Origin of the sequence: Escherichia sp. TW14182 (genome assembly GCF_000208525.1) — a bacterium.
In the GTDB taxonomy this organism is placed as follows: domain Bacteria; phylum Pseudomonadota; class Gammaproteobacteria; order Enterobacterales; family Enterobacteriaceae; genus Escherichia; species Escherichia ruysiae.
This window is the reverse complement of record NZ_AEJZ01000223.1, coordinates 1-11,639: the sequence shown is the minus strand read 5'-3', so window position 1 is coordinate 11,639 and position 11,639 is coordinate 1. Positions and strand designations below refer to the sequence as shown.

The 11,639-nt window shown below is 51.5% G+C and carries 12 protein-coding genes and 1 pseudogene; 10 read left to right on the top strand and 3 right to left on the bottom strand.

All coding sequences use genetic code 11. The annotated features are described in order from the left end of the window. The first annotated feature begins 25 nt into the window (after window positions 1-25). On the top strand, window positions 26-604 hold the full coding sequence (locus EQY_RS0117395; protein WP_038809054.1) for a tail fiber assembly protein: 579 nt from the start codon (window positions 26-28) through the stop codon (window positions 602-604). Window positions 605-1,298: 694 nt separating this feature from the next. Beyond that, entirely contained in the window at window positions 1,299-2,009 is a 711-nt protein-coding gene (locus tag EQY_RS0117385) for an RES family NAD+ phosphorylase (RefSeq protein ID WP_000170336.1), read from the top strand. A 38-nt stretch (window positions 2,010-2,047) separates the two neighbouring features. Here EQY_RS0117385 and EQY_RS0117380 read toward each other — a convergent pair whose 3' ends face one another. Beyond that, entirely contained in the window at window positions 2,048-2,692 is a 645-nt protein-coding gene (locus tag EQY_RS0117380) for a hypothetical protein (protein WP_000589880.1), read from the bottom strand. Between the two features lie 367 nt (window positions 2,693-3,059). Between EQY_RS0117380 and EQY_RS0117375 the strand changes: the two genes are divergently transcribed. The 8 genes from EQY_RS0117375 (at window position 3,060) to ogrK (ending at window position 9,662) form a co-directional block, all read left to right on the top strand. Next, entirely contained in the window at window positions 3,060-4,250 is a 1,191-nt protein-coding gene (locus EQY_RS0117375) for a phage tail sheath protein (protein WP_001286716.1), read from the top strand. A 12-nt stretch (window positions 4,251-4,262) separates the two neighbouring features. After that, window positions 4,263-4,781, top strand: a complete 519-nt coding sequence (locus EQY_RS0117370) for a phage major tail tube protein (RefSeq protein WP_001251416.1) — start codon at window positions 4,263-4,265, stop codon at window positions 4,779-4,781. A 56-nt stretch (window positions 4,782-4,837) separates the two neighbouring features. Beyond that, complete coding sequence (locus tag EQY_RS0117365; protein WP_001031300.1) at window positions 4,838-5,113, top strand: phage tail assembly protein; 276 nt, start codon at window positions 4,838-4,840, stop codon at window positions 5,111-5,113. Then, complete coding sequence (locus EQY_RS0117360) at window positions 5,110-5,265, top strand: GpE family phage tail protein (protein WP_000143832.1); 156 nt, start codon at window positions 5,110-5,112, stop codon at window positions 5,263-5,265. Before EQY_RS0117365 ends, EQY_RS0117360 begins: the two co-directional genes overlap by 4 nt. Further along, on the top strand, window positions 5,258-7,705 hold the full coding sequence (locus EQY_RS0117355; RefSeq protein WP_000069944.1) for a phage tail tape measure protein: 2,448 nt from the start codon (window positions 5,258-5,260) through the stop codon (window positions 7,703-7,705). Before EQY_RS0117360 ends, EQY_RS0117355 begins: the two co-directional genes overlap by 8 nt. 14 nt (window positions 7,706-7,719) lie before the next feature. Further along, on the top strand, window positions 7,720-8,199 hold the full coding sequence (locus EQY_RS0117350; protein ID WP_000978876.1) for a phage tail protein: 480 nt from the start codon (window positions 7,720-7,722) through the stop codon (window positions 8,197-8,199). Continuing rightward, the gene (locus tag EQY_RS0117345; RefSeq protein WP_000882959.1) at window positions 8,199-9,362 is read left to right on the top strand and encodes a phage late control D family protein; all 1,164 of its coding nucleotides are present in this window, start codon (window positions 8,199-8,201) and stop codon (window positions 9,360-9,362) included. Before EQY_RS0117350 ends, EQY_RS0117345 begins: the two co-directional genes overlap by 1 nt. A gap of 81 nt (window positions 9,363-9,443) precedes the next feature. Continuing rightward, window positions 9,444-9,662, top strand: coding sequence for a prophage transcriptional regulator OgrK (gene ogrK / locus EQY_RS24900; RefSeq protein ID WP_000468308.1), 219 nt, complete (start codon window positions 9,444-9,446; stop codon window positions 9,660-9,662). 272 nt (window positions 9,663-9,934) lie between these two features. Here the strand turns inward: ogrK and trhP are convergent, their stop codons facing one another. Both trhP and EQY_RS26880 read right to left on the bottom strand, forming a co-directional pair. After that, the gene (trhP, locus tag EQY_RS0117340) at window positions 9,935-11,296 is read right to left on the bottom strand and encodes a prephenate-dependent tRNA uridine(34) hydroxylase TrhP (RefSeq protein WP_000476030.1); all 1,362 of its coding nucleotides are present in this window, start codon (window positions 11,294-11,296) and stop codon (window positions 9,935-9,937) included. 102 nt (window positions 11,297-11,398) lie between these two features. Next, window positions 11,399-11,639: pseudogene (locus tag EQY_RS26880) on the bottom strand (type II toxin-antitoxin system RelE/ParE family toxin); the annotation flags it as partial.

The window sequence follows — 11,639 nt, the reverse complement described above, 5'->3', positions numbered from 1 at the left end:
TTAACTATATTGTGAGGCTTGCATAATGGCTTTCAGAATGAGTGCAGAAGCACAAACTATCCGCGTTTTCAATTTACTTGATGGAACCAATGAATTTATTGGGGAAAGTGATGCGTATATTCCGCCGTATACAGGTCTGCCTGCAAACAGTACAGATATTGCGCCGCCTGATATACCGGCTGGTTATGCAGCCGTTTTCAATGCAGATGAAATGAAATGGGAGTTGATGGAAGATCATCGCGGAAAGACTGTCTACGAAACGAAAACGGGAGCAGCCATTTATATTTCTGAACTTGGCGCATTACCTCCAGACGTGACAGCCATTTCCCCGGATGGGGATTATCAGAAATGGGACGGAAATGCGTGGGTGAATGATGAGAATGCAGAGCGTGATGCGCTTGTCAGAGCGGCTGACTCTCAGAAGAAAGAGCTGATTGCATATGCAGGTGAAATTATTGCCACGCTGCAGGATGCTGTCGATTTAGATATGGCTACCGAGGAAGAAAAGTTAAGCCTGACACACTGGAAAAAATACCGTGTGCTACTGAATCGCGTTCAGCCGGAAAATGCTCCGGATATAGAATGGCCAGAAATGCCGCAATAAATCGTATTAGCTCTGGTGTGAGATTACTCATCTATGGCACAGAGTAAAAACTAATCTGACAGTCCGCTCTGTGCCTGTAGCGGAAGTATTGTGCTTGCGACAGCTATGGAAAACGCACTGCGAACGGTGAATCAGGAGAGAAAAGATTATCTATTCTTAAGCTCGGATCACTACGGCGTCCGTCGTACGGTGTGGTCGGGGCATCTTAATAGCATCGACGCAGAACGTTATTTGCGCAATGTACGGTCGGTAATCGCGATCATCCAATCATTTGCGTAAACCAACTCTTGCATTGGTGTACCATCCTGCATGGGGAATAATCTCCGAGTCATGCATGCTGTCAATATGGCTCTCGCGGGACTCTTGCTGAGAAACTCAACCCATCTTCACTAAAAATGCAGTATCCTGCGAAGTTCTTATTTCTAATTCACTTGATAAAAATCTTTATAGTTCTCCTTTCCGTAAAACTTCCTGCGTTATTTCTTCTTTTCAGCCCCATCAATACATCGAGAAGGCATGCGAAGCATTAAAAAAACTCTCTAAATTTCCGAAAAATAGAAAATTTGCTTGGTATAATCGAGATTGAGATACACATGTTCTCATACCCCCTGCCGGGCAAGCACGGTAGGGATTATTTTCAATCAATATGGAGAGGAGCCTATGGCTTAATCTGTTTATAGAAGGAGTAGTAAAAATGACCAAATGGACATTTGAAAAAAATATTGTTGCACAAGGAATTGCTGCAAAAAATAAATCTGGACGTATTCCGGCGATTGACATTCAACCAGGCTCTGGTCTTTTGAAGCGTCATCAAATGGCGTTGTATGAAAGCGCAATCAACTTCAGAGCGCCAATTGAGGAAAATGAATGTGGGCGATACAACCCCCCAGGGGGATGTGTGGCGGTATGGTATGCCTCTGACTCTGCGTTAACGGCGGCGGCAGAAGCTTATGGGCGTTTGCTCCATCTCGAAGGGACGATTTCTTATCCTGAATCGGTACTTTCACAACACTATATGTGCTCTGTGGATGTCATGAGGCCAGTGAAAGTGATCGATGTTGTAGCGCTCTGTGAGTTGTTACATATTCCTTTGGATAGCTTAGAGAACGAGGATTACACTTTTACTCAATGGCTAATGGAACATCTTTATACACATTTCGGGCGTGACTATGACGGGATAGCCTATACCTCAAGGCATAAACGCTATAAACGCTGTTATGCCTTTTGGGAACGACCGGATAGTACACCAGCCTTTACCGATACCCCTCAGGGGATGGTGCCTTATGCCAGTTACATCGAAAATGACGAAGGTATCTTCCCTAAAGGGTGGCACAAAGGAACGATGTCAGGTGAAGAGATGTTCGAAGAACTGCTTGGATTCGAAATTACGCCAGAACCAATGTAAACCAAAGAGGGGCTGGCTAGCCCCTCTTTTTAAAACAATTAACTGGATACATGATTTCCGAACTGTTTAGCGGCACGGATAGCCAGACTAAGTTCACTATTTTTAGCGCCGTCCTGCATGATTTGAATCGGCGTCTTTTTCAGGCCTTCGCTATTAACCTCTATTGGTGATTTCAGCACACCCAACCGCAGCATTGGATGGGTATTCTCGTCAAATGCCGCCATTACGTCTTCAAAGCCGGGAATCAGCCCGTTATCTGTGAACTGAAATTTCGGGAAAATAAAATCACCGTTCTGCTTGAATGCTAAAAGCTTGTTCTTCTTAACGCGAATGTTGATCGCCTGGCGGGTGATTCCAAGAATATCGACCACGTCATTTACCTTTAGCGTACCGCCTAACTCCTGAAGCCCACGATAAAATCGTTCCAGATTTTCGCGACGACGGCGCACTTTACGTAGTTCGTAGTCATTGACACGAGTCTTCTGTTCGAGTTGAACGGTGTAGAGCAATTGCATCAGTGAACTATCATCCAGCGTGATAGCATTAATTGCCTGGTTTTTGTCTTCAAATTCAGGCATCAGGGAAATAGCGAGGTTGTTAATTCTTTTCAGAAGGTTCAACTGGTGTTCATTCAGCTTAGCTGAAGTGTTGGTTTCCCTTTCTGCTGCGGTGTGTTTGATCATTGTGCACCTCCATTTGACGATTATCATAATTCATTTTATTGGAATGGTCAAATTCAAGGGCAAGCAATCTATGGTCAATCAAGGCGTAATTCTTTGGCATAGACCCGATTGACTCATGCACCGTGATGTTAGCATGCACATAATTATGGTTATCCACACCTCGTACAAATCAGTCTGCCAGACTTGATAGCTTTTTGGCTACGTAAATTGTCAGTTGGAAGCTGGGTTAGTACAAATTAGGAAATGCGGGCGAATTGCCCGCCTTTTCTGTATCTGTTGTTTCATCCACTGACCATCCAGGGCAAATAGCGTCTCATGCTCTGCACAACAGAAAATAGTTGCACCCATTAACCACGGAGTTAAACGGATGAGTGACTATCATCATGGCGTGCAGGTGCTGGAGATTAACGACGGCACCCGCGTCATTTCCACTGTATCCACTGCCATTGTCGGCATGGTCTGCACGGCCAGCGATGCGGATGCGGAAACCTTTCCCCTCAATAAACCTGTGCTGATTACCAATGTGCAGAGCGCAATTGCAAAGGCCGGTAAAAAAGGCACGCTGGCGGCGTCGTTGCAGGCCATCGCTGACCAGTCAAAACCAGTCACCGTTGTTGTACGTGTGGAAGACGGCACCGGCGACGACGAAGAAACGAAACTTGCGCAGACCGTTTCCAATATCATCGGCACCACCGACGAAAACGGTCAGTACACCGGACTGAAAGCCCTGCTGGCGGCGGAGTCGGTAACCGGTGTTAAACCGCGTATTCTCGGCGTGCCGGGACTGGACACCAAAGAGGTGGCTGTTGCACTGGCATCAGTCTGTCAGAAGCTGCGCGCTTTCGGATATATCAGCGCATGGGGCTGTAAGACCATTTCCGAGGTGAAAGCCTACCGCCAGAATTTCAGCCAGCGTGAGCTGATGGTCATCTGGCCGGATTTCCTCGCATGGGATACGGTCACCAGTACCACCGCCACCGCGTATGCCACCGCCCGTGCGCTGGGTCTGCGCGCTAAAATCGACCAGGAGCAGGGCTGGCATAAAACGCTGTCCAATGTCGGGGTGAACGGTGTTACCGGCATCAGCGCATCCGTCTTCTGGGATTTGCAGGAGTCCGGCACCGATGCTGACTTGCTTAACGAGTCAGGCGTCACTACGCTGATTCGCCGCGACGGTTTCCGCTTCTGGGGTAACCGTACCTGCTCCGATGACCCGCTGTTCCTCTTTGAAAACTACACCCGCACCGCGCAGGTGCTGGCCGACACGATGGCTGAGGCGCACATGTGGGCGGTGGACAAGCCCATCACCGCAACGCTGATTCGCGACATCGTTGACGGCATCAATGCCAAATTCCGTGAGCTGAAAACAAACGGCTATATCGTGGATGCGACCTGCTGGTTCAGCGAAGAATCCAACGATGCGGAAACCCTCAAGGCCGGAAAACTGTATATCGACTACGACTATACCCCGGTGCCTCCTCTCGAAAACCTGACCCTGCGCCAGCGTATCACCGATAAATACCTGGCAAATCTGGTCACCTCGGTTAACAGCAATTAAGGAGCCTGACCGATGGCAATGCCGCGCAAACTCAAATACATGAATGTCTTTCTGAACGGCTACAGCTATCAGGGCGTTGCAAAGTCCGTCACGCTGCCAAAACTGACCCGTAAGCTCGAAAATTATCGCGGCGCGGGGATGAACGGCAGCGCACCGGTAGACCTCGGCCTTGATGACGATGCGCTGTCAATGGAGTGGTCGCTCGGGGGCTTCCCGGATTCGGTTATCTGGGAGCTTTACGCCGCAACCGGTGTGGATGCCGTACCGATTCGTTTTGCAGGCTCTTACCAGCGCGACGATACCGGCGAAACGGTGGCCGTCGAGGTGGTCATGCGTGGACGTCAGAAAGAAATCGACACCGGAGAGGGTAAACAGGGAGAGGATACCGAATCGAAACTCCCGGTGATTTGTACTTATTTCAAGTTGACGATGGACGGTAAGGAGCTGGTCGAAATCGACACCATCAACATGATTGAGAAGGTGAACGGTGTCGACCGGCTGGAGCAACACCGCCGTAATATCGGCCTGTGATTTTCATCCGGTCAGCCAGGCTGACCGGTTAACCCTGATTCAGAAGTGAGAAAAACATGAACAAAGAAAATGTCATTATCCTGGAAAATCCGGTCAAACGTGGTGAGCAGGTTATCGAACAGGTCACGCTGATGAAACCCAATGCCGGGACGCTGCGCGGTGTCAGTCTGGCTGCGGTTGCAAACTCCGAAGTCGATGCACTGATTAAGGTGCTGCCGCGCATGACGGCACCGATGCTGACCGAGCAGGAAGTCGCCGCGCTGGAACTGCCTGACCTTGTGGCACTGGCCGGTAAGGTGGTCGGTTTTTTGTCGCCGAACTCGGTGCAGTGACGTTTCCGAAAAATCTGTCGGTCGATGACCTGATGGCGGATGTGGCAGTGGTATTTCACTGGCCGCCATCAGAACTGTATCCCATGAGCCTGACCGAACTCATCACATGGCGCGAAAAGGCGCTCCGGCGAAGCGGAAACACGAATGAGTAACAATGTAAAATTACAGGTATTGCTCAGGGCTGTTGACCAGGCATCCCGCCCGTTTAAATCCATCCGTACAGCGAGCAAGTCGCTGTCGGGGGATATCCGGGAAACACAAAAATCACTGCGCGAGCTGAACGGTCACGCATCCCGTATTGAGGGATTTCGCAAGACCAGTGCACAGCTTGCCGTGACTGGTCATGCACTTGAAAAGGCACGGCAGGAAGCCGAAGCCCTTGCCACACAGTTTAAAAACACCGAACGTCCGACCCGTGCTCAGGCGAAAGTGCTGGAATCCGCAAAGCGTGCGGCGGAGGACTTACAGGCGAAATATAACCGCCTGACGGATTCCGTTAAACGCCAGCAGCGGGAACTGGCCTCTGTGGGAATTAATACCCGCAATCTTGCACATGATGAGCAGGGACTGAAAAACCGTATCAGTGAAACCACCGCACAGCTTAACCGTCAGCGCGACGCGCTGGCGCGTGTCAGTGCGCAACAGGCAAAACTTAACGCAGTAAAACAGCGTTATCAGGCCGGAAAGGAACTGGCCGGAAATATGGCCTCGGTGGGCGCTGCCGGTGTGGGGATTGCGGCGGCGGGAACGATGGCCGGAGTTAAGTTGCTGATGCCCGGTTATGAGTTTGCGCAGAAAAACTCAGAATTACAGGCTGTGCTCGGTGTGGCAAAAGACTCCGCCGAAATGGCTGCACTACGCAAGCAGGCGCGTCAGCTCGGCGACAATACCGCAGCCTCGGCAGATGATGCAGCCGGTGCGCAGATTATTATTGCGAAAGCCGGTGGGGATGTTGATGCCATTCAGGCGGCAACGCCGGTCACGCTGAATATGGCGCTGGCGAACCGTCGCACAATGGAAGAAAACGCCACCCTGCTGATGGGGATGAAATCCGCCTTTCAGCTTTCAAACGATAAGGTCGCTCATATCGGGGATGTTCTCTCCATGACGATGAACAAAACCGCCGCTGATTTTGACGGCATGAGCGATGCGCTGACCTATGCCGCACCAGTGGCAAAAAATGCCGGTGTCAGCATTGAAGAAACCGCCGCAATGGTCGGGGCGCTGCATGATGCAAAAATCACAGGCTCAATGGCGGGGACGGGAAGCCGTGCCGTGTTAAGTCGCCTGCAGGCACCGACTGGAAAAGCATGGGATGCACTCAAAGAGCTTGGCGTGAAAACCTCAGACAGTAAGGGAAACACCCGACCAGTATTTACCATTCTGAAAGAAATGCAGGCCAGCTTTGAGAAAAACCGGCTCGGTACTGCCCAGCAGGCCGAATACATGAAAACCATTTTCGGGGAGGAGGCCAGCTCAGCCGCCGCTGTGCTGATGACTGCCGCGTCAACCGGAAAGCTGGACAAACTGACCGCTGCGTTTAAAGCCTCGGACGGGAAGACCGCAGAGTTGGTAAATATCATGCAGGACAACCTCGGCGGTGACTTTAAGGAGTTTCAGTCCGCTTATGAGGCGGTGGGGACAGACCTGTTTGACCAGCAGGAAGGCGCACTGCGTAAGCTCACGCAGACGGCCACAAAGTATGTGTTAAAACTCGACGGCTGGATCCAGAAAAACAAATCACTGGCGTCAACCATCGGCCTCATTGTCGGTGGTGCACTGGCGCTGACTGCTGTCATCGGTGCCATTGGCCTCGTAGCCTGGCCGGTTATCACTGGCATCAATGCCATCATCGCGGCAGCAGGCGCAATGGGGGCAATCTTCACGACGGTTGGCAGTGCTGTTATGACGGCCATCGGGGCGATTAGCTGGCCGGTTGTGGCCGTGGTGGCCGCCATTGTCGCCGGGGCGTTGCTTATCCGTAAATACTGGGAGCCTGTCAGCGCATTCTTTGGCGGTGTGGTGGAAGGGCTGAAAGCGGCATTTGCGCCGGTGGGGGAACTGTTCACGCCACTTAAGCCGGTGTTTGACTGGCTGGGCGAAAAGTTACAGGCCGCGTGGCAGTGGTTTAAAAACCTGATTGCCCCGGTCAAAGCCACCCAGGACACCCTGAACCGTTGCCGTGACACGGGCGTCATGTTCGGGCAGGCACTGGCTGACGCGCTGATGCTGCCGCTTAATGCGTTCAACAAACTGCGCAGCGGTATTGACTGGGTACTGGAAAAACTCGGCGTCATCAACAAAGAGTCAGGCACGCTTGACCAGACCGCCGCCAGAACTCGTGCCGCCACGTATGGCACCGGTGGTTATATTCCGGCGACCAGCTCTTATGCTGGCTATCAGGCTTATCAGCCAGTTACGGCACCGGCTGGCCGCTCTTATGTGGACCAGAGTAAAAACGAATATCACATCAACCTGACGGGCGGTACTGCGCCGGGGACACAGCTCGACCGCCAGTTACAGGATGCGCTCGAAAAATACGAGCGGGATAAACGTGCGCGCGCCCGTGCCAGCATGATGCATGACGGTTAAGGAGGTGACGAAAAATGATGCTCGCGTTAGGTATGTTTGTTTTTATGCGCCAGACGCTGCCACACCAGACCATGCAGCGTGAATCAGATTATCGCTGGCCGTCAAATTCCTGTATCGGTAAACGGGATGCCTTTCAGTTTCTCGGTGTGGGTGAGGAAAACATTACGCTTGCAGGCGTGCTTTATCCCGAGCTGACCGGCGGAAAGCTGACGATGACCACGCTCAGACTGATGGCAGAGGAAGGCCGGGCGTGGCCGTTGCTGGATGGCACCGGCATGATTTACGGCATGTATGTCATCAGCAGGGTGAGTGAAACAGGGAGTATTTTCTTTGCAGACGGCACACCCAGAAAAATTGATTTTACGCTGTCGCTCACCCGCGTTGATGAATCACTGGCCGCGCTTTATGGCGATATCGGTAAACAGGCGGAATCGCTCATCGGTAAGGCTGGCAGTATGGCGACCAGATTCACGGGTATGACGGGGGCGGGATAATGCTGGATGCGCTGACATTTGATGCAGGCAGTACGCTGACGCCGGATTACATGCTGATGCTCGACAGCAGGGATATTACCGGCAATATCAGCGACCGTCTGATGAGCATGACCCTGACGGATAACCGGGGCTTTGAGGCTGACCAGCTTGATATTGAACTGAACGACGCCGACGGGCAGGTAGGGCTACCGGTTCGTGGCGCTGTCCTGACGGTGTATATCGGCTGGAAAGGTTTTGCCCTGGTATGCAAAGGGAAATTCACCGTTGATGAGGTAGAACACCGGGGCGCGCCGGATGTGGTCACCATCCGCGCCCGGAGTGCAGATTTTCGCGGGACGCTCAATTCCCGCCGGGAAGGCTCCTGGCATGACACCACGCTCGGTGCGATTGTTGAGGCGATAGCCTCCCGTAACAGGCTGGAAGCCAGTGTTGCTCCGTCACTGGCCGGAATTAAAATCCCGCACATCGACCAGTCGCAGGAGTCTGATGCGAAATTCCTGACCCGCCTTGCTGAACGCAACGGCGGTGAGGTGTCGGTAAAAATGGGAAAACTGTTGTTTCTCAAAGCGGGGCAGGGGATGACGGCCAGCGGTAAAAAAATCCCGCAGATTACCATCACCCGCAGCGACGGTGACCGTCATCATTTTGCGATTGCTGACCGTGGAGCCTATACCGGCGTAACGGCAAAGTGGTTACACACCAAAGACCCGAAGCCACAAAAGCAGAAGGTAAAACTGAAACGCAAAAAGAAAGAGAAACACCTGCGCGCACTGGAGCACCCGAAAGCGAAACCAGTCACGCAGAAGAAAGCGCCAAAAGTACCGGAAGCGCGCGAAGGTGAATACATGGCAGGTGAGGCTGACAACGTTTTTGCCCTGACCACGGTATATGCCACGAAAGCGCAGGCCATGCGCGCCGCTCAGGCGAAGTGGGATAAGCTGCAACGGGGCGTTGCGGAGTTCTCCATCAGTCTGGCTACTGGTCGGGCAGATATTTACACGGAAACGCCGGTTAAAGTGTCAGGCTTTAAGCGCGTCATAGACGAGCAGGACTGGACAATCACTAAGGTGACACATTTTCTGAATAATAGCGGCTTCACGACGTCCTTAGAGCTTGAGGTCAGGCTTTCTGATGTGGAGTATGAAACAGAAGATGATGAGTGATGTTTTTATTTTATCTGTTTGTTTTATAAGGATAAATTAACTAAAATGGCACCATCAACAAAACCGGAAGAGGTGCTCGCGATGTTTCATTGTCCTTTATGCCAGCATGCCGCACATGCGCGTACAAGTCGCTATATCACTGACACGACAAAAGAGCGTTATCATCAGTGCCAGAACGTGAATTGCAGCGCCACGTTCATCACTTATGAGTCGGTACAGCGATACATTGTGAAGCCGGGAGAAGTCCACGCCGTGAGGCCGCACCCGTTGCCGTCAGGGCAGCAAATTATGTGGATGTAATTACAAACAGGAAGCCCCTCAGTCGAGGGGCTTTTTTGTCGATGTGGTCAATGTGTGGACGTGACCAGAAATAAATCCTTTTATTTCATTGTATTACGCGTAAAAAATAAGCCCGTGTAAGGGAGATTACACAGGCTAAGGAGGTGGTTCCTGGTACAGCTAGCATTTTATGGGTTATGTTTTTCAGCGAAACGGATGATAACCTTAATAAATGCAGCTGTATGTGATCGGTTTCTAAGAATTTTCCATCCGGGAAAAATAATCGAAATTAATCACTTACCGTGTGGGTTACGCGTGGTTCCACCAGAGAAATTACGCATCAGCAGTGCGTAATTGAGCTCAAGATCCTGCGGAACCGGGAGCCACACGGTATAACCATCGCCAGGTGCAACCGGCATCGCTTCACCTTTGGCATTTTCCATATGCTCAAGGGTAAAGTTGATGTTGCCCTGTGGCGTCATCAGTTCAAGGCTGTCGCCAACGGAGAACTTATTTTTCACCGCTACCGCCGCGAGATCGCCTTTGCGCTCACCGGTAAACTCCCCAACAAACTGCTGGCGGTCAGAAACGGAATAACCGTATTCGTAGTTCTGATAATCGTCGTGAGTATGACGACGCAGGAAACCTTCGGTGTAACCACGATGCGCCAGACCTTCCAGAGTTTCCAGCAGGCTGGTATCGAACGGTTTTCCTGCAGCGGCGTCATCGATAGCTTTACGATAAACCTGCGCGGTGCGTGCGCAATAATAGAAAGATTTGGTACGGCCTTCGATTTTCAGCGAATGCACGCCCATTTTAGTCAGACGTTCAACGTGGGCGATAGCGCGCAGATCTTTCGAGTTCATGATGTAAGTGCCGTGTTCATCTTCAAACGCGGTCATATACTCGCCCGGGCGCTGGGCTTCTTCAATCATAAACACTTTGTCAGTTGGCGCGCCGATACCCAGCGTTGGTTCGACGTTTTGTACCGGAATCGGCTCGTATTTGTGTACGATGTTGCCGACGTCATCTTCTTTGCCTTCCTGGACGTTGTACTCCCAGCGACAGGCGTTAGTGCAGGTGCCCTGATTCGGATCGCGTTTGTTGATGTAGCCAGAGAGCAGGCAGCGGCCGGAGTAGGCCATGCACAGTGCGCCGTGAACGAAGATTTCGAGCTCCATATCCGGCACCTGATTGCGGATCTCTTCAATCTCTTCCAGTGATAGTTCACGGGAGAGGATCACGCGGGTCAGGCCCATCTGCTGCCAGAATTTTACCGTCGCCCAGTTTACGGCGTTGGCCTGCACCGAAAGGTGGATCGGCATTTCAGGGAAGTGCTCACGCACCAGCATAATCAGCCCCGGATCGGACATAATCAGCGCATCCGGCCCCATTTCCACTACTGGTTTCAGGTCACGGATAAAGGTTTTCAGCTTAGCGTTATGCGGCGCAATGTTGACCACGACATAAAACTTTTTCCCCAGCGCATGGGCTTCATTGATGCCGAGCTGAAGATTTTCGTGGTTGAATTCGTTGTTGCGCACACGCAGGGAATAACGCGGTTGTCCCGCATAAACAGCATCTGCGCCATAAGCGAAAGCGTAACGCATATTTTTCAGCGTTCCCGCCGGGGAAAGGAGTTCCGGTTTAAACATAATTCTCTCGTTCTGATGACAGGTCAGAACCGCTTCACCTGATGAAGCGGTTAGGGGAGTGTCCCCACTTTAAGGGCGGGCATTGTAGCGCAATCGGCGGGTTTAGCTCCAGTGTAAATGTCTGGTAGCGTCCTGGTTTTGGTTAAGGATACGAGTGACGATAATTTCCCCTGGTGATTACAGGAAATAAATAACGTGGTGTTCAAAAGGAAGAACAAAAATGCCTTCGCCTAATTCAGGTCTGGGAGTACCAATATTATTGTTACTCAGAATCTGGAGAACGTCTGAAAGATGTTCAACATATTTGTCGGCTTGTGGGTGATGCTGCCAACTTACTGATTTA